Origin of the sequence: Massilia aerilata (assembly GCF_042656905.1) — a bacterium.
GTDB lineage: Bacteria > Pseudomonadota > Gammaproteobacteria > Burkholderiales > Burkholderiaceae_D > Telluria > Telluria aerilata.
The window spans coordinates 204004-228735 of the sequence record NZ_JBHSMZ010000008.1 but is presented as its reverse complement, the minus strand read 5'-3'; the positions used below and the strand labels follow the sequence as shown (position 1 = coordinate 228735).

Here is a 24732-nt window from a genome sequence, read left to right as displayed (position 1 = left end):
GTCCACAAAAGCAACTTAACAAAACGCAAGTTCGACTTTGGGGGTCTTAGATGAGATTGGGTTCCACATTCCTGCGCACGGGCGCAGCCGCGGTCCTGCTGGCGGCGGGGGTGGCGGTCACCGCCGACCTGCTGGCCGGGCCGGATGCCGCCGCACCTGCGCCCGCCGCAGCCGCCGCGCCGGCAGCGTCAACGGACGGCATCGCGCTGGCGGCGCCGAACGCCGCCGCGGTGCAGGTCGCCAGCAGCCAGAACGCCTGGGGCGGCGCCCGCACCGGCCTCGAGCCGACGCTGTCGGACCGGGTCGTCCACTACGACATCGACGCCACCCTCGACCCGGTCAAGCACACGGTGACGGGCCGCGAAAAGCTCACCTGGCGCAACCGCAGCAGCGTGCCGGTGAAGAGCGTCTACGTGCACCTGTACATGAACGCCTTCGAAGGCGCGGGCAGCACCTTCTTCACCGAGAAGCGCCAGCGCGAGGGCGCCTTCCGCTCCGGCGTCGAAATCAAGGAAGGCGAATGGGGCCACATCGCCCTGCGCACGGTCACGCAAGGCGAGGCCACCGTGCCCTGGACCTTCGTCCACCCGGACAACGGACCTGCCACCGACCACACCGTGGTGCGCTTCGACCTGCCGGCAGCCGTGGCGCCGGGCGCCTCGACCCTGCTGGACATCGACTTCCACACCCAGCTGCCGCGGGTGATGGCGCGCACCGGCTATTTCGGCAGCTTCCACCTGGTCGGCCAGTGGTTCCCGAAGATCGGCGTGCTCGAACTGCCGGGCGAACGGGGCGCCACCGCCCCGCGCTGGAACGCCCACGAGATGCACCTGAACTCCGAGTTCTACGCCGATTTCGGCAGCTACGACGTGCGCATCTCGGCGCCGAAGGAGTACACGGTCGGCGCCACCGGCGAGCCGCAGGGCGCCCCGGTCGAGAAGAACGGCATGCTGACCCACCGCTACGTGCAGGGCGACGTCCACGACTTCGCCTGGACCGCCGACAAGCGGAGCAGCAAGCCGATGGTCGAGACCTGGACCGGCCCGGGCAGCCCGAACGTCACCGTCACCGTGCTCTACCCGCCCGAATACGCGGCCAGCGCGGCGCCGGCGATGAAGGCGGCCAAGGATTCGCTGACCTATTTCTCGAACACGCTCGGCCCGTATCCCTATAAAACGCTGACGGTCGTGATCCCGCCGCACAACGCCGAGGAAGCCGGCGGCATGGAGTACCCGACCTTCTTCACCGCCGAAGGCTATGCCCGGGTCGAGCCCGACCTCATGAACCAGTACATGCTGGACTTCGTCACGATCCACGAATTCGGCCACGGCTACTTTTATGGCCTGCTCGCGAACAACGAGTTCGAAGAGCCGGTGCTGGACGAAGGCCTGAACGAATACTGGGACCTGCGCATGATCCGCGAGCGCGGCCAGCAGATCCACGCCGCCTCGCCCTTCATGCGCCGGATCGGCATCACGCCGAGCTTCGACGCCTTCGCGGCCGAGCGCACCGGCACCCCGCGCAACGACCCGGCCGACGCGCCGGGCCAGAACGCCTACGACCGCCTGCAGGACATCGGCCCGGTCTACAGCCGCACCGCGACCCTGATGCGCGACCTCGAGGCGCGCGTCGGCAAGGAGCCGATGGAGCGCGCCTTCAAGGAATACTACCGCCGCTGGAAATTCCGCCATCCGAGCACCGCCGACCTGCGCGAGACCCTGGCCGAAGTCACCGGCCAGCGCGCCGCCGTCGAAGCCGTGTTCGCCCAGCAGGTGTATGCCGTGACCAGGGTCGACGACCGCGTCGCCGAACTGACCAGCCGCGAGCAGCTGCCGCTGCCGGGCACCCGCCAGGCAGGCAGCAACTGGGTCGAGGACAAGCAGGACGACATCGACAAGCGCGTCGAGAAGGAACGCGAAGCCTGGAAGAAGGCGAACCCGAAAGCCAAGGAAGGCACGGGGCCCTACCCCTTCCGCACCGAGGTGCTGGTGCGCCGCAACGGCGCCGCGGTGCCCCAGCTGCTGACCGTGAAGTTCGCAGACGGCAGCGTCGAGAACGTGCGCTGGGACGCCAATGAGAGCTGGCATAAATTCAGCTGGACCAAACCGGCCGAAGCCGTCTCGGCCGAACTCGACCCGCAGCGTTCGCACTACCTCGACGTCAACAAGCTCGATGACAGCCGCACCATCAAGGCCGATGCCAGTGCGTCGCGCCGCTGGGGCATGGATGTTTCCGCCTTCATCGAATACCTCCTCACCCTGATCGCGACCGTATGATGAGCACCGACCAGACCCTCGACTCCCCTTCCCTGGCGCCGCAAAACACGGGCGTGCGCCGCCGCCATGGCCTGCGCCCCCTGTTCGGCGCGATGCGCGCCGCGCTGCAGTGGCGCCTGATGCTGTGGTGGGCCGTGCTGCTCCTGCTGCCGACCGTCGTCGCCAGCCTGCCGGTGTGGCAGATGCTGGGCGCCAGCCTCGACCACTCGGTGCACGCGCCGCAGCTGGCCCAGAAGCTCGACATGCTCGCCATCGCCGACCTGATCGGCGGTGTGCGCGAGCGCTTCGGCGCGGCCATCGGCAGCGGCGGCATCGTCGCGCTGGCGCTGACCCTGCTGCTGTCGCCGCTGCTGGCCGGGATGACGATCCACGCCGCGCGCGCGACCAAGCGCCCCGGCTTCATCGACCTGCTGGCCGGCGGCGCCCAGGAATACGCGCGCATGTTCCGCATGCTGGTGTGGAGCGCGGTCCCGCTGCTCATCGTCGGCATCGTCGCCGGCATCGCCTTCAAGGTGGCCGGCAAGAGCGCCGAGAGTGCGATCCTGGAAAGCGAGGCCGAGCGCGCCTCGCATATCGCGCTGTTCGTCACCGCGCTGGCCTTCGTGCTGGTGCACGCGACCATCGACGCCGGCCGCGCCCTGCTCGCCAACGAACGCCGGCGCCGCTCGGCCATCGTGGCCTGGTGGGGCGGCGTGCGCCTGATGATGCGCCGTCCGCTCACGCTGCTGGCCGTGTACGTGATCGTCACCGGTGCCGGCTTGCTGCTGGCCGCCCTGCTGGCGCTGGCGCGCCTGCACGTTCCTGCAATCGGCGCGGGCGGCACCGCGGCTGCCTTCCTGTTGACGCAGCTGGCGGTGCTGGTGCTGGGATGGATGCGCAGTGCAAGGCTGTTTGCGATGATGGCGATGGTGCGGGCGCGGCCGCAGTAGATAGCTCGTCGTTCCCGCGCATATTTCGCCGTCGTCCCCGCGGAGGCGGGGACCCAAGGCTCGTGTGAGCAGTGAGGCTGGAGGCAACACCACGAACTTGGATTCCCGCCTTCGCGGGAAGTCGTTTCCGGCAGTGCCGGGAACGACGCGGGTGGGAATCGGCTACCATTGCAGCTCACCGCCTGCATGAAGGAGCCACCATGACCCGCCTGCCCACCTACTTCGTCTCCCACGGCGGCGGCCCCTGGCCCTGGATGAAGGCCCAGTACGGCGGCGCCTACGACAAGCTCGAAGCCTCGCTGGTCGACATCAAGCGCCAGATCGGCAGCCGCCCGAAAGCGATCCTGGTCGTGAGCGGCCACTGGGAGACCGCGCAGTTCACGGTATCGGGCAGCCCCGCGCCCGGCATGATCTACGACTACGGCGGCTTCCCGCCCCACACCTACCAGATCCAGTACCCGGCGCCGGGCGACCCGCAGCTGGCCGCACGGGTCGCGGCGCTGTTGAATGCCGCCGGCCACCCGGCAAGCGTCGACCTGGAACGCGGCTTCGACCACGGCACCTTTTCGATGCTGCAACCGGTCTACCCGGACGCCGACATGCCGGTGGTGCAGCTGTCGATCCGCCACGGCTACGACCCGGCCGTGCACCTGGCCGCCGGCCGCGCGCTGGCGCCGCTGCGCGACGAGGGCGTGCTGATCGTCGGCAGCGGCCTGTCCTTCCACAACCTGCGCCAGTTCGGCCCCGGCGGCGCGCTCGCCTCGCACGCCTTCGACACCTGGCTGCAGCACGTGCTGCTGGAACTGGCGCCTTCGGATCGCGAACAGGCGCTGCTGGGCTGGAGCGAAGCGCCCTACGCGCGCCATGCGCATCCGCGCGAGGATCACCTGGCGCCGTTATGGGTGGCGCTGGGCGCGGCCGAGCAGGAGCAGGCGGCCTGCGTGTATCACGAGGACAGCTTCTTCGGGGCGCTGACGGTGTCGAGTTTCAGGTTCGGCGAGGCGGCCTGCAAGGAAGCCGCGTAACGCCGCGCCATCTCTTCCTGCGTCTCGGCCATCATGCGGCCCATGCCCGGCAGCGCCGAAAGGGAGCTGATGTTCGTGCTCATGCGGATGGCTCCCGTGTGCGGCGCAGATGTTCGAGCAAGGCGTCCACGGTCACCATGCGGTCGAAGGGACTATCCGGCAAGAGGATATCCGGATGCACCAGCGCGGGATCGCGTTCGCCCGACGGACGGTCGAGCACGAAACGCGGAATGACCATTTGCAGGCCGGTGTTAGGCAAGATAATGTTCTGGACGCCGCCGGTCTGCCGGGTGCGCGCATACCCGCCGGCGCCGACCAGCTGGGCGAAGCCGAAGTCTTGTACGACATTACTGAACAGGACGGCCGACGAATACGTCATGCGCCCGACCAGCACATAGGTCTTGCCGGAATAATGCAGCGGATTGTTCAAGCCCGGCTCGCACCAGGTGTCGCCAAATCCGTGCACGACGTCGCCGACCTTTTCGCTGCCGCTCGCGCGTCCCGCAATCACTTTCTTGACGTAGCTGGACCCATTGCGGAAGGGTTTATCGGCAAGGTAAGACAAGAGCTCCTTCCACATGCCGTCGTCGCCGCCGGGATTCTGGCGGACGTCGATGATCAGGGTCGAGACCTTTGCATCGCGGATTTTGGCGAAAGCATCCCTGATAAAGGCATTGTAGGCCTGCTGGTCGGGCCATAAGAAGTGATTGATGGTCAGCAGCGCCGCATTCCCGGGCAACAGCGCGAACTGGAAGATCTTCTTGAAGCCGGAAGGCCCTTCCGTGTCCAGCACGGCGGGGATCTTGCCGCTGCCTGCCACACGCAGGTGTGCCGGTCCGGCCGGTTTGGCGACGACCAGATCGAACTGGCGCGGCGCGCCGAACATATGCCAGTATTCGAACCACATGTGGCGGGACAGGACGTGTGCCCGCAGCGCGGGCGTGTCGCCCTGCGCGCGCGCAAGCAGCTCGCGCGCGACGCGGGCGGCAGGCATGCCGTTGATCTGTTCGATGCGCATGCCGGCCAGCGCACTGGCGCTACCGTCGATGTCCGAGCGGATAGCAATCTCGCCGTCGGCGGAAACCTCCACTTCGTACGGGAACAGCAATCCACCTGCCGCCAGGTGCGCCCTGGTGAGGGCTTGCAGGTCCGGAAAGACGACAGACATGTGCCCATCGGCGAACACCGGATTGAGCGTGGCCAGCGCCCGCCATGCCTGGTCGCGGGTCAGCGGCTGCCGCAGTTGCGCCTCGACCTGGTCGTAGGCCTTGCGCAGCGCTTCGCGGCTGGTGAACAGGCCGGGCTCGGGATGGATCCTGTCGATTTCCGCGCGCATGAAGCGGAAGTCCTGTTGCATCGCCGCCGCAGAGTAGACCGGTTCGGCGGACGCCGTTTGCGCCGGCGCCGGCGCGCTGCCCAACAGGCACAGCGCAACCAGCACCGCATTCAGTTTCCCAGGCATTTTCATAATCGTTCAATAAGTTTGAATGTGATTCATTCTAGCAATGCCATTGTGGGATTATGCTTAATGTTTCTAACTCATTAATGAAGCCGGGGCTTAATGATCAATAGCGAAGACCTGCGATTTTTTTGCGTACTGGCGAACCAGCCCTCACTCGCCCAGACTGCGCGTGTGCTCAACGTAACGCCCTCCTCCGTTACCCAGCGCCTGCAGGCGATCGAGGACAAGCTGAAGTTGAAACTGCTCAACCGCCAAGGCCGGACGACCACGCTGACGGACGAGGGGCAATTGCTGGCCGAGCGGGCGCGCCTGATCCTGGCGGACATGGAGGAGCTGCAGGCGTCCCTGCACGACCGCAAGAACGAACTGGTCGGGCGTTTGCGCATCCTGGCGCCGCTGGGCTTCGGCAACGAATACGTCGCCGAGCTTGCCGCGCAATTCCAGGCGCAGCACAAGAACGTATCGGTGGAACTGGTGCTGTCGGACAGCCCGAACCGCCAGACCCCGGAGGCATGGGACATCGTGATCCATATCGGGGCCCTGCCCGATTCATCGATGCTGCAGACGGTGCTGGCGAAGAACCGCCGCTTCCTGTGCGCCGCCCCGGACTATGTTGCGCGCCATGGCCAGCCGGCCAGTATTGCGGAGCTGCGCCAGCACGCCTGCATTTCCCTGCAGGAGAACGCGGAGGACGTGACGATGTGGCGTTTGCAGGCGCCGGGTGCGGACGCTTGCACCTCGATCAGGATACGGCCGCGCCTGACCAGCAACGATGGCCGGGTCGTCAAGCAGTGGGCCCTGAAAGGACACGGCATCATGATGCGGTCCGAGTGGGACGTGGCGCAGGAACTGCGCAGCGGCGCGCTGCTGCGGATACTCCCCGATCATGCGCTGCCCGGCGCCGACATCGTCGCCCTGCTCGGCTCCGTGCAAAGGCAGCGCTCGGCCAGGACGATGCGCTTTCTCGATCTGCTCAGGCAGTCGCTCGGCGCCCGGCCCTGGGCCTGCGGCTCGCCGTGATTGATGCCCCCGGCATCAATCACTCCCGCGCTTGCCGCGCGCCGCTTCCTCGGCCTTCTTCGCCGCCTTCTCTTCGGCAATCCGCGCCTTCTCTTCCATCTCGATGCGGTGCGTCTCGAGCGCCTCGGCGCGGGTGACCGGCGTTTCGAGGCTGATGCGGCCCAGCGCGCCCTGGCGGTAGTCCTGCAGGAAAACGTGGGAGGCTTTTTCGTAGTCGAAGTCGCCGCCGCGCACGCGGAAGCCGCGGCGCTGGGCCACGCCTTCGATCACGCCGAAGCCGTCCATGCCCTCGGTCTTGAGGCCGTAGCGCGCCGCCAGCAGTTGCGGGTAGCGCTGCAGCAGCAGCGTGCCCAGGAATTCGGCGACTTCTTCCTCGATCACGGCATTGGTGCCGACCGCGTGGCTGGCGGCCAGCATCAGGCCGTCGCTTTCCATGGCGATCTTCGGCCACAGCATGCCGGGGGTGTCGACCAGCACCGTGAACTTGTCCAGGTAGATCTTCTGCTGGGCCTTGGTGACGGCCGGCTCGTCGCCGACCTTGGCCACGCGCTTTTTCAGCAGCGCGTTCATCAGGGTCGACTTGCCGACGTTCGGGATGCCCATGATCATGATGCGCAGCGGCTTGGTCGGCACCCCGCGATGCGGCGCCAGTTGCTTGCACAGCTCCGGGATGCGGGCGACGTCGGACGGCTTCTTGGTCGTCATCGGATAGGCCGTGACGCCGTCCTGGGCGTCGTACCAGGCGGCCCAGGCGGCGGTGGCCACGGGGTCGGCCAGGTCGGTCTTGTTCAGGACCTTCAGGCAGGGCTTGTTGCGGAACTTGCGCAGCTGCTCGACCATCGGGTTGCTGCTCGCCTCGGGAAGGCGGGCATCCAGGACCTCGATGACCACGTCCGTGTTTTCCATTTGCTCCGCGGCTGCCTTGCGGGCAGCGGCCATGTGGCCCGGGAACCATTGAATCGACATGCTTACTCTCAATATTGTGCGTACAAGACGCTATTTTACGCTGGCAAAGCCCGTCAGCTCCTGTTCGGTAAAGGTCGGGTTCGCCACGGCCTGGCGCAGCAGCCCGGCAAAGTCGCCGCGCCGCAGTAAAACAAGGTCTTCGTGCTGGCGTCCGAGCGTGCGCTGGATCAGGGGATGGGCCAGCAGCCGGGCTTCCTTTTTCGGGGTGTTCGGGACCACGCCCATCAACTTGATGGCGGCCTGGTCGGTGGCGTCGTATTCGCGTCCCACCGCCCACTCGGCTTCCTGGGGTGTGTCGACCAGCAGGCAGCGCACCGCATAGGCCAGCGAGGCCAGCGCATCCTCGGCCATCATCGTCAACAGGCCGCCATTCACCTCTTCGCCCGGGATCATGGCCATCACCTCGCCCAGCACCGCCGTCCATGGCTGCTGGCCGGCATCGTCGGCGAGGATGCATTGCCACAGCTCGGCGACGATCTCGCGCGCCCGGTCCTGCTTGCCGGTCGCCTGCACGGCCGCGAAGCGCTCGCAGACGGGCATCAGACGGGTCGCGGCCGCGGTGGCGCAGGCCAGCCGCGCCGGCGGACTCATTGCCGCCAGCGCCTGGAGCAAGCGCGGCTTGTCGTAGGAGAATAAGGATGCAGTCATTGCCTATATTCTAACGCGCTACCTCCTTGATCGCGCATTCGCTCGGCGGCAAGGGCTGGCTGGGGTCGAAGGCCTGCAGTTCGTTCTTCGCCAGCGTGCGGTCTTTCGCGAACTCGGTCAGGTAGCGGGTCCGCTCCTCGCTCTGCCATTCGGCATCCGAAAAACCCTTCAATGGATGGTTCTTGCCGGTGAAGACCTTGCCTTCCAGGCGCGGCATCAGGGCGCGGTCGGGGTCGGTGTTCTCCTTCAGCAGGTAGCCGTCGACGTCACGCAGGGTCAGCGGCAGCGCCGCTTCCTGGTCGCGCATCAGCTTGCCGAACATGGTCAGCTTGACGACATTCGGACCGGGGCCGAGCAGGTCGTTGAAGGTCAGCAGCGCAAAGGGCCTGCCGCGCGCATCGTCGACCCTGCCGCTGATGACGTAGCGCCCCGGCATGCGCACCTCGGCGGGCAGCAGGAAAACCAGCGAACCGTTCTCGACCGCCTCGCGGACCTGGCCGGTCCAGACCGCAGGCAGTTCCGGCGTGTAGATCACGTCGAACACCACCATGCCGTTCTTGCCGTTGACGTTGTAGCTGACCTGGGTGCGGATAGTGCCGTTGAAGCCGGCCAGGCCGGTCTGCGCGGGCGCCAGCACGCCGGCGAAGGCGCCGTCGTTCGGGACCGGGTCGGCGCCGCCGCCATCGTCGGCGAAGGGAACACTCACCTGCGGAGTCTGGCGGGCGCCGCTGTAGGTGATGCCTTGCGAAACCGCGCGGGTGATCACCAGCGGCTGCACCTGGCCGGCGGCGTTCACGGCGCGCAGGGAGAACGCGACCGCTTCGTTGGACGCCATGTAGACGCGCGACTGCGAAGTCTGCAGCTGCACGCTGGCCTCCACGCCGCCGCCCTGCAGGCGCATCGGCTGCATGTCGGTGACCGGGTTGTTCGGGGTGTTCTGGTCGGCGTTCTCGGCCATCGGGCGCGAACCGACCGGGTACTGGCTGCCGTCGCGGTAGCTGCAGAAGGTGTGGTCGGCGAGCTGGTAGTTGCTGACCAGCTGCCGGCGGCGCTGCGCGCGTTCGTCGACGGCCGGCAGGCCGCTCTCCCCCACCGGATGGAAGAAAGGCTGGCCCTGGGGCGGCGGCGCCGCGGCCGCGGTAGTGGCGGGGAGCGGCGCCGGATGGGGCAGCAGGCTCCAGACCAGGGCGGCCAGCCCCGCCAGCGCAAGAATGGGAAGCGCCAGCCGGCGCAGCCAGGGCCGCGGTGCGGACCTGGGTTGCGCCGGACGGCGCGGCTGCTGCGGTGGCTTTTTAGAGGGCACTGCTCACCATCGCACTTCGGACGACGGAAACGATGCCCTGCCAGTTCCCGTTCGCGTAGTGGTTGTAGGCTTCCCCGTCATCCCGGAACGACACCGCGTGGTAGCTCCACTTGGTCGAGCCGCCTTCGTTGGCGGCGGTGCCGAGGGTCAGGTCGTTGCACAGCCAGTCGCTGGGATTGCAGTAGGAGCCGCCGGAGCTGCCCGAGACGCCGCCCGAGCTGTGGTAGGCCACCGCCTCGTCGTCCTGGCCCGGCAGGATGCCCGAATAGGCCGTGCCCTTGGCGCCGGCGTACATGTAGAACCAGATGTTGCGCGTGGTGTTGTGGTTGTACATGGCGCGTGCGGTGGCGGTTTTCAGGTCCTTGGTGAGCGGGTCGCCCACGGCCCAGGAACCATAATCGGCCAGCTCGGAACCGCCGCCGGCGCCCGAGGCGGCGCGCACCCACTTGATGTTCCAGCCGGTCTGCGAGGTCCCGTCCGAGTTGCCGCAGACACCGGAAGAGTTCGGGGCCGCGTTCTTTTTCACGCGCGCCGAACCGCCGTAGTTGGCGAGCACATAGCCGATCATCATGTCGCCGGCGCTGTGGGTCGCGACATAACACCAGTTGTTGCCGGTGCAGAAGCAATCGAGTGCATCGCGGATGTGGCCGCTCTGCGAGGAGATGCTGTTGTAGCCGTCCCAGTTGACGGCCTTCTTGTTGACGCCCGCCGCGTTCGACGACGGACCCCAGTAGGTGAAGCTGTTGTAGTCGCCGATCGTGCCGCCTCCTGTGCGGCCGTTGATCCATAAGGTGTAGTTGGTTGCCGATGCCAGCCCCGGTGTCAATGAAACAGCGGCGAGCAGGCACAGCCCCATCATCATGCGCAGTAGTCTCATCTTGTCTCCACTCGTATCGTTATCGTTGATTGTGTTTGCCGACGCATGGGCGCACGCAAAAAAAATCCGCACGACCGTGCTAGGGCTGAGTCGAATGTAGATGGGACGTATGTACTAGTCAATTACCGCACGAGCCAAATTGATGAGTGTGGCGGAAATGGCGCAGGGGCCATTTCCACCGCATGAACACGCATGGACCAGGCATGAACACCTAGCGGGCGAAGCTCACCATCGCGCTTCGGACCACGGCCACGATGCCGCTCCAGTTCCCTTCCGTGAAGTGGCTGAAGGCTTCGTTGTCGTCGCGGAAGGCGACCGAGTGGTAAGCCCATTTGGTGCTGCCGCCCTGGTTCGTTTCCGTGCCGAGCCGCAGGTCGTTGCAGAACCAGTCGTCGGGATTGCAGAGGGAGCGGCCGGAACTGCCCGATACCCCGCCCGCGCTGTGGTAAGCCTCGACGCCATCGTCCTGGCCCGGAAGGATGGCCGAGCCCAGCCCGCCGGCGGCGCCGGCGTACATGTAGAACCAGATGCCGCGCGTCTGGTTGTGGTCGTACATGGCGCGCGCGGTGCTGGTCTTGACGTCCTGCACCAGCGGCTCGGAGGTGGTCCAGGCGCCGACGTCCGCCAGCTCCGAGCCGCCGCCCGAGCCGGCCGCGGCGCGCACCCATTTGATGTTCCAGCCGGCCTGGGAGCCGCCGGCGTTGCCGCACACGCCGGACGAATTCGCCACCGCGTTCTTGCGCAGCCGCGCCGAGCCGCCGTAGTTGGCCAGGGTGTAGCCGAGGATCAGGTCGCCGGCGCTATGGGTGGCGATGTAGCACCAGTTGTTACCGGTGCAGAAGCAGTCGAGCGCATTGCGGATCAGGGCGCTCTGGTTGGCAACGCTGCTGCGGCCATCCCAGTTGACGGACTTCTTGTTGACGCCTGCCTGGGCCGTGGAAAGGCCCCAGTAGTTCCAGCTGTTGTAGTTGCCGATGGCGCCGCCGCCGGTGCGGCCGTTGATCCACAGGGTGTAGTTGGTCGCCGAGGCCATGCCTGCGGCCGCGAGCAGGCACAACGCAACGATCGTGCGCAGCAGTTTCATATCTCCTCCAGTCTCGTTATCTTGAAGAGTTAGATACCGCTGCGTTGCGTAGGTTCTCAGTCGAGGTCGGCCAACACCTTGACGTGCGCCGCCACGCTGCGGCCCAGTGCCGATAAATTATAGCCCCCTTCCAGACAACTTACGATGCGTCCGCTTGCGTGTTGGCGGGCGACCTCCATCAGCTGGTGGGTCATCCAGGCGTAATCGGCTTCGACAAGGGCCATGCCGCCCAGGTCGTCCTCCTTGTGGGCGTCGAAGCCGGCCGAGATGAAGATCATCTGCGGGCGGTGCGCATGCAGGGCCGGCAGCCAGTGCTCCTGCACCAGCTTGCGCACCACGTCGCCGCCGCTGTAGGCCGGGACTGGAATGTTGACGCTGGTCGCCGTCACCGGGGTCGGTTCGGTGTATGGATAGAACGGATGCTGGAAGAAGCTGGCCATCAGCACGCGCGGGTCGTCGCGGAAGGATTCGTCGGTGCCATTGCCGTGGTGGACGTCGAAATCGACGATGGCGACCCGCTCCAGTCCATGCACGTCCAGCGCGTGGCGGGCGGCGATGGCGACGTTATTGAACAGGCAGAAGCCCATCGGCTCGGCGGGACGCGCATGGTGGCCGGGCGGGCGGATCGCGCAGAAGGCATTGTCGACGCTGCCTGCGATGACGTCGTCGGTGGCGGCCAGCGCCAGGCCGGCGGCGCGCAAGGCGGCCTGGTAGCTGTGCTTGCACAGCAGGGTGTCGCCGTCGAGCGGATAATGCTCGCCGGCGGCCGGCAGGTTCTCGCGCACCAGGTCCAGCACGCCGCGGCTGTGGTTGCGCAGGATTGCCGCCTCCGCCGCCGGGTCGCCGCCACGGCGCTCGACCAGGCCATCCAGGCGCGCCAGGATCAGCTGGTCCTCGATCGCCTGCAGGCGCGCCGGCGTTTCGGGATGCCAGTCGCCCATCTCGTGCAGGGAACAGTCGGGGTGGCTGTATATTGCTGTGCTCATGTGCTGCGCATGGTAGATTGCCAATGGCGCTAATCTACCATGCGCGCAGGATCGACGAGAAAAAGCCATCCATGTTCAAACAATTACATTCCGCCGCCCGCCAGGTCGGCCAGATCGTGGTGGGCAAGGACCAGCAGGTCCGCCTTGCCCTCACCTGCCTGCTGGCCGGCGGCCACCTGCTGATCGACGACGTGCCCGGGGTCGGCAAGACCACCCTGGCGCATGCCCTCGCGCTCACGCTCGGCCTGCAGTTCAACCGCGTGCAGTTCACCAGCGACCTGCTGCCGGCCGACGTCGCCGGCATCTCGGTGTATGAACGCGAAAAGAACGGCTTCGTGTTCCACCCCGGCCCGATCTTCAGCCAGGTGCTGCTGGCCGACGAGATCAACCGCGCCACGCCCAAGACCCAATCCGGCCTGCTGGAAGCGATGGAGGAGCGCCAGGTCACGGCCGACGGCGTCACGCGGCCGCTGCCCGAACCCTTCTTCGTGATCGCGACCCAGAACCCGGCGCACCAGGTCGGCACCTTCCCGCTGCCGGAATCCCAGCTCGACCGCTTCCTGATGTGCCTGTCGCTGGGCTACCCCGACGCCGGCGCCGAGCGCGCCCTGCTGATGGGCGAGGACCGGCGCGCCATGCTGAAGACCCTGCAGCCGGTGATGCGCCCGGAAGAGCTGATGGACGCCCAGCGCTCGCTGCGCGCGATCCATGCCTCGGGCGCGCTGATCGATTACCTGCAGGCCCTGGCCCAGGAATCGCGTTCCGGCAAGCTGTTTGCCGAAGGCCTGTCGCCGCGCGCCGTGCTGGCCCTGCTGCAGGCCGCCCGCGCCTGGGCCGCGCTGGAGGGACGCGACCACGTGATCCCGGAAGACATCCAGACCCTGCTGGTGCCCGTTTGCGCGCACCGCCTGCGGCCGCTGAAAGCGACCCATGGAGGCGGCGGCGCCAGCCGCGACCTGGTGCTGCAGCTGCAGAAGTCGGTGCCGGTCTGAGAATGACGACGGCGGCTGTGGCAAGACTCCCGCTGGGCGCCCGCATCTTTGCCTGGCTGCGCGGACGGCGCAGCACCTGGCGCGAGCGCACCACCGCGCGCGACCGCGGCGAAGTGGAGCTGGACCAGCGCCGCGTCTACATCCTGCCGACGCGCGCCGGCCTCGGTTTCGGCGCCCTGCTGCTGGCGCTGCTCGTCGGTTCGATCAACTACAGCCTGGGCCTGGGCTTCGGCCTGACCTTCGTGGCCGCCGCCTGCGGGCTGGTCGACATGATCTATACCTACCGCAACCTGGCCCACCTGCACCTGCGCCCAGGCCGCGCCGGCGCCGTGTTCGCGGGCGAGGAAGCGCCCTTCGAGCTGCAGCTGTCCAACCGCACGCGCCTGGCCCGCTTCGCGGTCTGGATCGACCTCGATACGGCCACGGACCCGCGCCATGCGGTCGACGTCGCAGCCGGCTCCGGCGCCACCGTGGTCCTCGGCGGCGCCAGCAAACAGCGCGGCTGGATGAAGGCGCCGCGCGTGCGCCTGTCGACCCGCTTTCCGCTCGGCCTGTTCAATGCCTGGAGCTACTGGCAGCCGGACAGCCGCGCCCTGGTCTATCCCTTCCCCGAACAGGATGCGCCGCCGCTGCCGGTCAGCGGCCATCCCAGCCCCGACGGCTTCGGCAGCGCCGGCAGCGACGACTTCGCCGGCGTGCGCAGCTACCAGCCCGGCGACCCGCTGCGCCAGCTGGCGTGGCGCCAGATCGCCCGCCTCGACCCTTCACTGGGCGGCCAGCTGGTGAGCAAGCTGTTCGAAGGCGGCTCGCTCGACGAACTGGTGCTCGACCTGGAGGCGATCGAGCCGCGCCTTGGCCTGGAGCTGAAGCTCTCGCGGCTGACGCGCTGGGTGCTGGAGGCGGAGCTGCGCTCCCTGCCCTACGCGCTGCGCCTGGGCCGCCAAAGCATCGCCTCGGCGCTCGGCCCGGCCCACCAGGCGGCCTGCCTGGAAGCGCTGGCCCTGTACGGCATCGCGGGCGAGGAGCGATGAGCCTCCCGCGCTTCCCGCTGCCGCTGTCGCGCGACAAGCAGGACACCCTGCTGCTGCTCGCCAGCACGGTGCTGGTGCTGCTGCCGCACGCGTCCCACCTGCCGCCCTGGGTGACGCTGGTATGCGGCGCCACGCTGGTCTGGCGCGCGGTCCTGACGATGCTGGGCAGGCGCATGCCGACCAACCTGCTGCTGGTGCCGCTGGCGATCGCCGCGATGGCGGGCGTGCTGGCCACCTACCAGACGGTGCTCGGGCGCGATGCCGGGGTCGCGATGCTGGTGCTGCTGGTCGCCTTCAAGATGCTGGAGATGCATGCGCGGCGCGACCTGTTCGTGGTGGTGTTCCTGTGCTTCTTCCTGGTGCTGACGAATTTCTTCTACTCGCAGAGCATGGGCACCGCTTTCCTGATGATCGTCTCGATCCTGGCCCTGCTGACCACCCAGCTGTCGTTCCAGCTGACCGGCGCCGTGCCGCCCTTGCGCACCCGGCTGCTGATGGGGGCGAGGATCCTGGCGCTGGCGGCGCCGCTGGCGGCGCTCGGCTTCGTCCTGTTCCCGCGCGTCGAGGGCCCGCTGTGGGGCCTGCCCGACGATGCGCACAGCGCCCGCGCCGGCCTGTCCGACAGCATGGCGCCGGGCCAGTTCTCGAACCTGGCCCGGTCCGACGACCCGGCCTTCCGCGTGAAGTTCGACGGCCCGCCCCCGGCCCAGCCGCAGCTGTACTGGCGCGGCCCGGTGCTGGGCGCCTATGACGGACGCACCTGGACCCGCCTGCTGCCGCGCCCCCAGTTCGGCCGCAAGGCGCCGCCGGCGGTGGCGATCGCGGTGCGCGGCCAGCCGCTGCACTACGAAATCACGCTGGAGCCCACCGACACGCGCTGGCTGTTCGCGCTCGAGATCCCGCGCGCCCTGCCGCAGCTGGCTGGCGGCGCCGCCAGCGTCACCCCGCAGCTCGAACTGCAGGCCGCGAGCCCGGTGCGCGAACGGATCCGCTACGAGCTGAGCTCCTACGTGGACTTCAGCCTCCAGGCCGGCGACACCCTGGAAAACGCCTACCAATGGCTGCTGCTGCCGTATGGCCGCAATCCGCGGGCGCTGGCGGCCGGCGAACGCCTGCGCCAGGACTACACGGAGCCGATGCGGCGGGTGCAGGCGGTGCTGCGCCAGTTCGCGACGGGCGGCTATTCCTACACGCTGCAGCCGCCGCTGCTGGGCGGCGACGCGGTCGATGAATTCCTGTACCAGACCCGCGCCGGCTTCTGCGAGCACTACGCCGGCGCCTTCGTGTTCCTGATGCGCGCGGCCGGCATCCCGGCGCGCGTGGTGACCGGCTACCAGGGCGGCGAACTGAATCCCATCGACGGCTACTTCACGGTGCGCCGGTCCGACGCCCATGCCTGGAGCGAGGTCTGGCTGCCGCGCCTGGGCTGGGTGCGGATCGACCCGACCGCGGCGGTGGCGCCCGACCGCGTGCAGCGCAACCTGGCGCAGGCCTTGCCTGCGCCCGAGCCTTTCGGCTTCAGGGCCCTCGGCCGGCTGATGCAGCCGGCGCCCGATTCCATCCTGGCAAGAGTCCGCTATGCGATCGCGGCCGCCAACAATGGCTGGAACCAGTGGGTGCTGAACTACACGGCGCAGCGCCAGCTAGCCTTGATGGAAACCCTGCAGGAAAACCTGTTCGGCTGGCGCAGCCTGGCCCTGCTGGCGCTGGCCTGGGTGCTGTTGCTGATCGCAGGAAAATTCTCCCGGCAAAGGCGAGTGGACCCTGTCGATAAGCTATACTCGGCCTTGTGCCACCGCCTCGGCCAGCTGGGCCTGCCGCGTGCACCGGACGAAGGACCGACGGCCTATGCCGCACGTGTCGCCGGCGCCGCCCTGGCCCCCGAACCGAAGGCCGCCGCGGCCGAATTCCTGCGCCGCTACAGCGCCTGGCGCTACGCACCGCCATTGCAGTCCCAGCCCCAGGGCGCCGGCCTGCTGACCACCTTGAAACAGTTGCTGTCCCGAGTTCGATGAAATCCTTTGCTTCGCTACTGCTTGCCCTCGCCGTCGGCGCCGGGCAGGCGTCCCACGCCATCGCCGCTTCCTCGATCCACCATACCGGCGCCAAGGCCGCCGCCAAATCGGCCAAGTCCGGCAAGGCGGCCAGGACCGCCCTCAAAGCTGGCAAAAAGGGCAAGGCCGCCAAGGCCGCGCCTGCGCCCAAGCGCCCCGCCATCGACTACGACGGCGAGCAGGTCAACTTTGGCGAATGGCAGGCGGTGCGCGATTTCGAGGACGACATGGTGAACCGCAACGGCTTCGAGCGCGCCGAGGTGGAAGCCGTGGTGGCGAAGCTGCGCTTCATCGATTCCGCGGTCCAGCTGGTGAAGCCCGCGCCGCCGGGCAAGCCGAAGAACTGGCAAGCCTACAGCGAGCGCTTCATCGAACCGATCCGCATCAATGCCGGCGTGCGCTTCTGGAACGAGAACACGGCCGACCTGGCGCGCGCCGAAGCCCTCTACGGCGTGCCGGCCGAGATCATCGCCGGCATCATCGGCGTCGAGACCATCTATGGCCGCGACACCGGGCGATTCCGCGTGATGGACGTGCTGGCCACCCTTGCCTTCGCCTATCCGGAATCGCCGAACCGCAACGACCGCATGCAGTTCTTCCGCAGCGAGCTGGAGCAGACCATGCTGCTGGCGCGCAAGGAAAGCATCGACCCGTTCTCGCTGCTGGGCTCGTTTGCCGGCGCGGTCGGCATGCCGCAGTTCATGCCGAGCAATATCCTGAAATATGGGGTCGACTTCGACGGCGACGGCATCGTCGACCTGCGCAACTCGCCGGCCGATGCGATCGGCAGCGTGGCGAACTTCCTGGTCGCGCATGGCTGGGACCGCAATGCGACGGGCCCGTCCGTATTCCCCGCCGACGTCGCCCCCAGCCTGTCCTGGGAACCGCTGCTGGGCGGCCTGGAGGCGCGCTACGCGGCGGCCGAGCTGCAAGGGGCCGGCGTGGTCACCCGCACCGCCCTGCCGGATCAGCGTCATTACGGCCTGATCGACCTGCAGAATGGTGCCGACCCGACCGAGTACTGGGTGGCGAATGCTAACTTCTTTGCTATTACAAAATATAATCGGAGTTATTTCTATGCCATGTCGGTGGTCGAACTGGGCCGGGCGGTGCGCCTGGCGCGCGGCTTTTGACTGTTAATTGGACAGAAACTTTGTATCTCTTTGTAACGATGCAACAGCTGTTATTGCTGAGTTAATGCAGTACTGACAACACGATACTCCCCGGGGGTATCCTTGTTTCCTCTCGCTAGTTCTTCTAGGAAACAGTCCCTCCATCCCCATACCCCCACTATTCTTGGCGTTTCACTATGCCGTTTGGAAACGTGCGGCAGCGCATCGAGAATTGCTTTACACTTAAGTTTAAATAAAAAGCAATTAATTTTTCAGTGAGTTTGTGAGAGAATTGCATTGCGGCTATTGTTGCAGCAAGACAACGGACTTAGCGAGCGCGACTGATCCTTATTGCTCTTAAGTACTAAATTAGAAATAAGTTGTATAATTTAGTAGAAATTATCGTAACCTTGTTGGGAAATAACAGCCGCCAGCGAGCTCCTTCAACCCCAAAATAGGAATAGTGACATCATGACGAACCAAGTCGGCATTGATATGAACAGCGATTCGGAGAATGACGAACTGCTGCAGTACAACCCGAACCGCCTGCTCGACACCCTGATCGAGAACCTGCGCCTGAAGAACGACGCAGCCCTGTCGCGTGCCCTGGAAGTCGCGCCGCCGGTCATCTCGAAAATCCGCCACCACCGCCTGCCGGTCGGCGCTTCGCTGCTGATCCGCATGCACGAAGTCAGCGACCTGTCGATCCGCGACCTGCGCTACCTGATGGGCGACCGCCGTGCGAAATTCCGCATCAGCGACAAGCAGTTCAAGCCGAAGGACAAGGACAACAGCGTCGGCGCGGAATAAACCGTGGGCGCGACTACGGACGGCGGCACAGCATGCCGCCGCACCGTCGTAGCAGTCATCGTTGCAGCAATTCTTCCTCGTGAGGGGAGACACCCAGCGCCAAAACCCCGCGCCGGGCATCAAGAGCCAGTCCAGCAGAATCAGGCGGGGAACACACCCGTCGACAGATAACGATCGCCGCGGTCGCAGACGACGAACACGATCGTCGCATTCTCCACGGTCTGCGAAATGCGCAAGGCGATTTCGCAGGCACCGGCCGCGGAAATACCGCAGAAGATCCCCTCCTCGGCCGCCAGCCGGCGCGCCATCTGTTCCGCAGCAGCCTGCGTCACGTTCTCGACCTGGTCGACGCGCGCCTTGTCGAAGATCTTCGGCAGATAGGCTTCCGGCCATTTGCGGATACCGGGGATCGAAGAACCCTCTTCCGGCTGGGCGCCGACGATGCGGATCGCCTCGTTCTTTTCCTTCAGGTAGTGCGACACGCCCATGATGGTGCCGGTGGTGCCCATGGCGCTGACGAAGTGGGTGATGCGGCCTTCGGTATCGCGCCAGATTTCCGGGCCGGTAGTCTCGTAGTGGGCGCGCGGATTGTCCTGGTTGGCGAACTGGTCGAGGATGATGCCCTTGCCGTCCTTCTGCATCGATTCGGCGAGGTCGCGCGCATACTCCATGCCGCCGGTCTTCGGGGTCAGGATGATCTGGGCGCCGTAGGCCGCCATGCTCTGGCGGCGTTCGATCGACAGGTTGTCCGGCATCAGCAGCAGCATCTTGTAGCCCTTGATCGCGGCCGCCATGGCCAGCGCGATGCCGGTGTTGCCGCTGGTGGCCTCGATCAGGGTATCGCCCGGCTTGATCTGGCCGCGCTCCTCGGCGCGGCTCAGCATGGAGATGGCGGCGCGGTCCTTGACCGAACCTGCCGGGTTGTTGCCTTCGAGCTTGCCGAGAATGACGTTGTTGCGGGCCGCGGCCTCAGCGCCGGGAATGCGGACCAGCTGCACCAGCGGGGTGTTGCCGATCGTGTCCTGGATGGTCTTGTATGCCATGGGTGTGCGTCTGCTTTCTTGCGATCTCAAAACGCCATTCTAATCCGAGATCAACAGCGGCGTATGGGGCCGGCTGCAGAGAGCATGATTCACGGCAAGACGTAGGGTGGGGCCTTTCAGTCCGGGGGACTGAAAGGCGTGCCCACGAGGACGCCGGCGTGTCGCGAGCGCCCGCGTGGGCTCGGGGAACCCACCCTACGTTTTAGCTGGCTGCCTTGCCGGCAGCCTCAGGCTTCGCAGCCGACTTGGATGCCTTGGCCGGCTTGGCCGCAGCCTTGTCTTCCGGCTTCGCCATCGGCGCGCCGTCCTTCGACTTGCCGTTCACCTGCAGGCCGGCTTCCGACAGCTTGGCGGCGCGCTTGTCGCCCACGCCCTTGACGCGTTTCTGGAAGTCCGCCCAGTCCTTGAACTCGCCCTTCGCGCGTTCGTCGAGGATGGTCTTCGACATGCTCGGGCCGACGCCCTTCACCGAGTCCAGTGCCGCGGCATCGGCCTTGTTGACGTCGACCTGGGCGAACGCCATGTTCACCGACGCCGCGAGCACGGCGATTGCAAGGAACAGTTTCTTGATCATCTGGTTTTCTCCGTTGGTTGGAAAGCGGACGGCAGGCGCCGCCCGGATTCTCTAACGGATTAGATCGCCGGGCGTTGACACAGGCGCTTGTGAGCGCTCAATCAACGCCGCGGAACTCAAGAGCCGTCGCTGCGGCGGCGATGCGCGAACAGTTCGTCGCGGGTGACGGTGGCGGTGCCCAGCTTGCCGACCACGATGCCGCCGGCGCGGTTGGCGGTGGCCAGCGCTTCGTCCAGCGGGCTGCCTGCGCCCAGCATCGCGGCCATGGTCGCGATCACGGTGTCGCCGGCGCCGGAGACGTCGAACACTTCGCGTGCGTCGGCCTGCACGTGCAGGACCTCATCGGCCGTGTACAGGCTCATCCCCTCTTCCGAACGGGTCAGCAGCAGCGCGGTCAGGCCGAGCTCCTCGCGCAGGTCCTGGGCCTTTTGCGTCAGCTGCTCTTCGGTCTTCCAGCTGCCGACGATGCGCTTGAGTTCCGACTTGTTCGGGGTCAGCATGGTCGCGCCGGCATAGGGCGAGAAATCGTCGCCCTTCGGGTCGACCATCACGGTCTTGCCGGCGTCGCGCGCCATGCGGATCATCTCGGCCACGTTCACCAGGCTGCCCTTGTTGTAGTCGGAAAAGATGATGACATCGTAATCCGGCAGCACGGCCTTGAACTGGGTCAGCTTGTCGCGCAGCGTGGTCTCGCTGGGCGCCTCTTCGAAGTCGATGCGCACCATCTGCTGCTGGCGCCCGATCACGCGCAGCTTGACGATGGTGGAGATCTGCTCGTCGCGCTTCAGGTAGGTGGCGATGCTGGATTCGCGCAGGATCTGCTCGACCTCGTCGCCGGCTTCGTCGTTGCCGACCACGCCCAGCAGGCCGCACTGGGCGCCGAGGGCGGCGGCGTTGCGCGCCACGTTGGCGGCGCCGCCGAGGCGGGCTTCGCGTTTCTCGATGCGCACCACAGGCACCGGGGCTTCCGGCGAGATGCGCGAGACGTCGCCGAACCAGTAGCGGTCGAGCATGACGTCGCCGACCACCAGCAGGCGGACGGCGTCCAGGTCCGGCGCTTCGGCTTGCCGGTAGCTGTCGGTGGGCAGCAGGCGGCTGGGAATGTCCTTGGCCATGATTTCCCTCACTTGCTGGTCAGGACCGAGCGGCCGATGCCGTGGTACTCGATGCCCAGCCCGGTCATCTGCGCCGGCTCGTACAGGTTGCGGCCGTCGATGACCACCGGCTGCTTCAGCCTCGCCTTGAGCTGCTCGAAGTCGGGGCTGCGGAAGGCCTTCCATTCGGTGACGATGACCAGCGCCTCGGCGCCATCCAGTGCTTCCATCGGCGCATCCTTGAACTCGATGCGGGACAGCTTGTCCGCGCCGAGGTCGAGCTCCAGCACGCGCCGCGCTTCCGGCATCGCCACCGGGTCGTACACGGCGACGCTGGCGCCGCGCGCGATCAGCTCCTGCAGCAGCACGCGCGACGGCGCTTCGCGCATGTCGTCGGTGTTCGGCTTGAAGGCCAGGCCCCAGACCGCGAAACGCTTGCCGGCCAGGTCTTCGCCGAAGCGCGCCACGACCTTGCGGCCCAGCACGTGCTTCTGGCGCTCGTTGACGGCTTCCACCGCGCTCAGGATCAGCAGGTCCTGGCCATACTGGCGCGCGGTGCGCTCGATCGCCTGCACGTCCTTCGGGAAGCAGGAACCGCCGTAGCCGGCGCCGGCGTACAGGAAGCTGTGGCCGATGCGCGGGTCCGAGCCGATGCCGTGGCGGACCGCCTCGATGTCGGCGCCCACTTTATCGGCCAGGTTGGCCAGTTCGTTCATGAAGGAGATACGGGTCGCCAGCATGGCGTTGGCGGCGTATTTCGTGAACTCGGCCGAGCGCACGTCCATCCAGAAGCTGCGTTCGTGGTTGCGGTTGAACGGCGCGTACAGCAGCTTCATGAGCTCGCGCGCGCGCTGGCCGTTGGCCGAGCTGTCGTGGCCGATGACGATGCGGTCGGGACGCATGAAGTCCTCGACGGCGGCGCCCTCTTTCAGAAATTCCGGGTTCGAGACCACGGTGAACTCGGTCTGGGCGCCGCGTGCCGCCAGCTCTTCCTTGATGGCTGCGGAAACGCGGTCGGCGGTGCCCACCGGCACGGTCGACTTGTCGACCACGACCTTGAAGCCGTCCATGTGGCGGCCGATGTTGCGGGCGGCGGCCAGCACGTACTGCAGGTCGGCCGAGCCGTCTTCGTCGGGCGGGGTGCCGACGGCGATGAACTGCAGCTGGCCGTGGGCCACGCTGGCGGCGACATCGGTCGAGAAACGCAGGCGGCCGGCGGCGCGGTTGCGCGCGACGACTTCTTCCAGGCCGGGTTCGTGGATCGGGATACCGCCTTCGTTGAGCATGTCGATCTTGCGCTGGTCGACGTCGAGGCAGAACACATCGTTGCCTAGCTCCGCGAGACAGGCGCCGGTGACGAGACCGACGTAGCCGGTGCCGATAATCGTAATTTTCATCTTTTCAGGACCTTAGTTCATCACATTCAGTTCTTCGGTGCGGCGCGGCGGGTAGGTCTCCCACTTGCTGCAACCGGGGCACTGCCAATAGTACTGGCGGGCCTTGAAACCGCAGTGGCTGCACTGGTAGCGCGCGAGCTTTTGCGTATAGCCGTGGACGAGGTTCTTCACCATCGAGAGTTCTTCCCAGACGTTTGCCGGCGCGTCCATGAGCCGCGCTTCGAGCAATTTGTCCAGGCCAAGCAGGGTCGGATTACGGCGCAATTCTTCCACCACCAGCTGTTTGGCAGCGTCCACGCCGTTCAGTTCGATGACGGCCTTGAACACCACCTCGATCAGATCAATGGACGACGCCTCCGACAGGTAGGAGCGCAACAGGTTGACGCCTTCCTGCGGCCGGCCGACCTTGCGGTAGCCGTCCATCAGGCGTGCGGCCACCAGGGCCACGTGCGGCACGCTTTGCTGCTCGACGCGGCGCCAGGTCTTCAGTGCGCCTTCGATGTCGCCCTGGGCGGTCTGGGCGTCGCCGTACAGCATGGTCGCGCGCACGCTCTTGCGGTCGGCCTGCAGCGCCTTGTCCAGTAACTGCATGGCGTCGGCCGGCTGCATGTGGACCAGCGCGTCCTGGGCCAGCTCGCAATAGAACTGGGCGATCTCCTTGTGCTGGGCGCCGGCGCCGGATTCCTGCAGGCCCTCGGCGGCGGCGATCGCGCGGCGCCATTCCTTTTCGCGCTGGAAGATTTCCAACAGAGCTCTGCGGGCCTGCACGCCGTACTGGGTGTCGACCAGCAGGTTGAAGGTTTCCTCGGCGCGGTCGAGCAGGCCGGCTTTCAGGTAGTCCATGCCGAGTTCGTACTGGGCATGCACCTGCTGCTCGATCGGCAGGTCGGGACGCGAGAGGAGGTTCTGGTGGACGCGGATGGCGCGCTCGGTCTCGCCGCGGCGGCGGAACAGGTTACCCAGCGCGAAGTGCATCTCGGCGGTTTCCGGGTCGAGCTTGACGATCTCGATGAAGGCGTCGATCGCCTTGTCCGGCTGCTCGTTGAGGAGGAAGTTCAGGCCCTTGAAGTAACCGCGCGGCAGGCTGCGCGATTCGGAAACCAGCTGCTTGATGTCGACGCGGGCGGCGATCCAGCCGAGGGCAAAAAAGACGGGGATGCCGAGCAACCACCAGATTTCAAATTCCATGTGATTCTTTTTTTGTTGTGACGACAGTTCAGCGCGGCGTGACGCTGTCGGGTTGCGGGGCGCTGGCGGCGGTGCCGGCGGCGCTCTGCAGGGCCTGGATGGTGTTCTTGTGCTGGGAGCTTTCGCGGCGGTGGCGGAACACGGTCGGCGTGACCGCGAGAATGCCGAGGAAGGCGCCGGCAATGAAGAAAGCCAGCAGCATCAGCACCAGGGGACCGCGCAGCTCATAGCCCAGGAAGAAATGCAGGTCCACCTGGTCGGTGTTCTTGAGGGCGAAGCCGAAAAAGAGGACGAACAGGATGCATCCGAGGATGGCGGAAACAATCTTCATCTCATTAGGTCCTGTCAGGAAACACGTCAAAGGCGAAGTGTCGCATATTTGGGATGAGTTTTCAAAACACAGCTACGTCGCTCCCGCGAAGGCGGGAGCCCAAGTTTTGCTATTTGCCACGAACTTGGGTCCCCGCCTTCGCGGGGACGACGTTTAAGCGAAAAAAAACGGCATCCCGTAAAGGACGCCGTTTCTGTCCGCTCGACGGCAGACGACTCAGTCTTCGATGATCGGTTGCCCGACCATCGCGTCGACCCGTTCGCGCAACTGCTTGCCCGGCTTGAAGTGGGGAACCCGCTTTTCGGGCACCATCACCTTGTCGCCGGACTTCGGATTGCGTCCGATGCGGGGCGGCCGGCTGTTCAGCGCGAAGCTGCCGAAACCGCGGATCTCGATGCGCTGGCCAGTCGACAAAGCGTTGGTCATCGCATCCAGAATGGTCTTGACGGCGTATTCCGCATCTTTTGCCACCAGCTGAGAGTAACGCTCGGCCAGGCGGTTGATCAGCTCGGACTTGGTCATCTGCGCGT

Annotated in this window: 24 protein-coding genes; 9 read left to right on the top strand and 15 right to left on the bottom strand. The window is 66.4% G+C overall.

Annotated features, from left to right (window positions below):
• The first annotated feature begins 50 nt into the window (after positions 1-50).
• From ACFPO9_RS13680 to ACFPO9_RS13670, 3 genes are all read left to right on the top strand, one after another.
• Positions 51-2276, top strand: coding sequence for a M1 family metallopeptidase (locus tag ACFPO9_RS13680; protein ID WP_379771626.1), 2226 nt, complete (start codon positions 51-53; stop codon positions 2274-2276).
• A complete protein-coding gene (locus ACFPO9_RS13675) occupies positions 2273-3205 on the top strand; it encodes a hypothetical protein (RefSeq protein WP_379771625.1) in 933 nt (310 codons plus the stop codon). Before ACFPO9_RS13680 ends, ACFPO9_RS13675 begins: the two co-directional genes overlap by 4 nt.
• 200 nt (positions 3206-3405) lie before the next feature.
• A complete protein-coding gene (locus tag ACFPO9_RS13670; protein ID WP_379771624.1) occupies positions 3406-4230 on the top strand; it encodes a DODA-type extradiol aromatic ring-opening family dioxygenase in 825 nt (274 codons plus the stop codon).
• On the opposite strand, the gene ACFPO9_RS13665 is transcribed toward ACFPO9_RS13670, so the two are convergent.
• Both ACFPO9_RS13665 and ACFPO9_RS13660 read right to left on the bottom strand, forming a co-directional pair.
• Complete coding sequence (locus tag ACFPO9_RS13665) at positions 4152-4313, bottom strand: hypothetical protein (protein WP_379771623.1); 162 nt, start codon at positions 4311-4313, stop codon at positions 4152-4154. The two genes, ACFPO9_RS13670 and ACFPO9_RS13665, sit on opposite strands and share 79 nt — an antisense overlap.
• The gene (locus tag ACFPO9_RS13660; RefSeq protein ID WP_379771622.1) at positions 4310-5692 is read right to left on the bottom strand and encodes a S41 family peptidase; all 1383 of its coding nucleotides are present in this window, start codon (positions 5690-5692) and stop codon (positions 4310-4312) included. Before ACFPO9_RS13660 ends, ACFPO9_RS13665 begins: the two co-directional genes overlap by 4 nt.
• A 99-nt stretch (positions 5693-5791) precedes the next feature.
• Here ACFPO9_RS13660 and ACFPO9_RS13655 point away from each other — a divergent pair, with 99 nt between their 5' ends.
• The gene (locus ACFPO9_RS13655) at positions 5792-6712 is read left to right on the top strand and encodes a LysR family transcriptional regulator (protein WP_379771620.1); all 921 of its coding nucleotides are present in this window, start codon (positions 5792-5794) and stop codon (positions 6710-6712) included.
• Positions 6713-6727: 15 nt separating this feature from the next.
• Here ACFPO9_RS13655 and ylqF read toward each other — a convergent pair whose 3' ends face one another.
• From ylqF to ACFPO9_RS13625, 6 genes are all read right to left on the bottom strand, one after another.
• On the bottom strand, positions 6728-7678 hold the full coding sequence (ylqF, locus tag ACFPO9_RS13650; protein WP_379771618.1) for a ribosome biogenesis GTPase YlqF: 951 nt from the start codon (positions 7676-7678) through the stop codon (positions 6728-6730).
• Between the two features lie 30 nt (positions 7679-7708).
• Positions 7709-8326, bottom strand: a complete 618-nt coding sequence (locus ACFPO9_RS13645; RefSeq protein ID WP_379771617.1) for a hypothetical protein — start codon at positions 8324-8326, stop codon at positions 7709-7711.
• A gap of 10 nt (positions 8327-8336) precedes the next feature.
• Complete coding sequence (locus ACFPO9_RS13640; protein ID WP_379771615.1) at positions 8337-9629, bottom strand: hypothetical protein; 1293 nt, start codon at positions 9627-9629, stop codon at positions 8337-8339.
• Positions 9619-10506, bottom strand: a complete 888-nt coding sequence (locus ACFPO9_RS13635) for a hypothetical protein (RefSeq protein WP_379771614.1) — start codon at positions 10504-10506, stop codon at positions 9619-9621. Before ACFPO9_RS13635 ends, ACFPO9_RS13640 begins: the two co-directional genes overlap by 11 nt.
• A 211-nt stretch (positions 10507-10717) precedes the next feature.
• Positions 10718-11590, bottom strand: a complete 873-nt coding sequence (locus ACFPO9_RS13630) for a hypothetical protein (protein WP_379771613.1) — start codon at positions 11588-11590, stop codon at positions 10718-10720.
• A 56-nt stretch (positions 11591-11646) separates the two neighbouring features.
• Complete coding sequence (locus ACFPO9_RS13625) at positions 11647-12576, bottom strand: histone deacetylase family protein (protein ID WP_379771611.1); 930 nt, start codon at positions 12574-12576, stop codon at positions 11647-11649.
• Between the two features lie 71 nt (positions 12577-12647).
• Here ACFPO9_RS13625 and ACFPO9_RS13620 point away from each other — a divergent pair, with 71 nt between their 5' ends.
• From ACFPO9_RS13620 to ACFPO9_RS13600, 5 genes are all read left to right on the top strand, one after another.
• The gene (locus ACFPO9_RS13620) at positions 12648-13568 is read left to right on the top strand and encodes an AAA family ATPase (RefSeq protein ID WP_379771610.1); all 921 of its coding nucleotides are present in this window, start codon (positions 12648-12650) and stop codon (positions 13566-13568) included.
• 17 nt (positions 13569-13585) lie between these two features.
• A complete protein-coding gene (locus ACFPO9_RS13615) occupies positions 13586-14599 on the top strand; it encodes a DUF58 domain-containing protein (RefSeq protein WP_379771609.1) in 1014 nt (337 codons plus the stop codon).
• Entirely contained in the window at positions 14596-16614 is a 2019-nt protein-coding gene (locus ACFPO9_RS13610; protein ID WP_379771608.1) for a transglutaminase TgpA family protein, read from the top strand. Before ACFPO9_RS13615 ends, ACFPO9_RS13610 begins: the two co-directional genes overlap by 4 nt.
• Positions 16611-17786, top strand: a complete 1176-nt coding sequence (mltB, locus tag ACFPO9_RS13605; RefSeq protein ID WP_379771607.1) for a lytic murein transglycosylase B — start codon at positions 16611-16613, stop codon at positions 17784-17786. The genes ACFPO9_RS13610 and mltB overlap by 4 nt, the downstream gene beginning before the upstream one ends.
• Positions 17787-18236: 450 nt before the next feature.
• Complete coding sequence (locus tag ACFPO9_RS13600; RefSeq protein ID WP_230027585.1) at positions 18237-18575, top strand: hypothetical protein; 339 nt, start codon at positions 18237-18239, stop codon at positions 18573-18575.
• A gap of 140 nt (positions 18576-18715) precedes the next feature.
• Here the strand turns inward: ACFPO9_RS13600 and cysM are convergent, their stop codons facing one another.
• The 7 genes from cysM to ACFPO9_RS13565 all read right to left on the bottom strand — a co-directional run bounded on the left by cysM (position 18716) and on the right by ACFPO9_RS13565 (position 24724).
• A complete protein-coding gene (cysM, locus tag ACFPO9_RS13595; RefSeq protein WP_379771604.1) occupies positions 18716-19618 on the bottom strand; it encodes a cysteine synthase CysM in 903 nt (300 codons plus the stop codon).
• Positions 19619-19820: 202 nt separating this feature from the next.
• Positions 19821-20192 (bottom strand): ComEA family DNA-binding protein, encoded by a 372-nt coding sequence (locus ACFPO9_RS13590; protein WP_379771603.1) that lies wholly within the window; start codon positions 20190-20192, stop codon positions 19821-19823.
• A 116-nt stretch (positions 20193-20308) separates the two neighbouring features.
• The gene (gene rfaE1 / locus ACFPO9_RS13585; protein WP_379771602.1) at positions 20309-21307 is read right to left on the bottom strand and encodes a D-glycero-beta-D-manno-heptose-7-phosphate kinase; all 999 of its coding nucleotides are present in this window, start codon (positions 21305-21307) and stop codon (positions 20309-20311) included.
• An 8-nt stretch (positions 21308-21315) separates the two neighbouring features.
• On the bottom strand, positions 21316-22683 hold the full coding sequence (locus ACFPO9_RS13580) for a UDP-glucose dehydrogenase family protein (protein ID WP_379771600.1): 1368 nt from the start codon (positions 22681-22683) through the stop codon (positions 21316-21318).
• A gap of 12 nt (positions 22684-22695) precedes the next feature.
• The gene (gene lapB / locus ACFPO9_RS13575; protein WP_230027581.1) at positions 22696-23871 is read right to left on the bottom strand and encodes a lipopolysaccharide assembly protein LapB; all 1176 of its coding nucleotides are present in this window, start codon (positions 23869-23871) and stop codon (positions 22696-22698) included.
• Positions 23872-23899: 28 nt separating this feature from the next.
• Entirely contained in the window at positions 23900-24202 is a 303-nt protein-coding gene (locus ACFPO9_RS13570) for a LapA family protein (RefSeq protein WP_230027580.1), read from the bottom strand.
• A 216-nt stretch (positions 24203-24418) separates the two neighbouring features.
• Positions 24419-24724: an integration host factor subunit beta gene (locus ACFPO9_RS13565; RefSeq protein ID WP_072787195.1), complete on the bottom strand. Its 306-nt coding sequence runs from the start codon at positions 24722-24724 to the stop codon at positions 24419-24421.
• Positions 24725-24732: the final 8 nt, after the last annotated feature.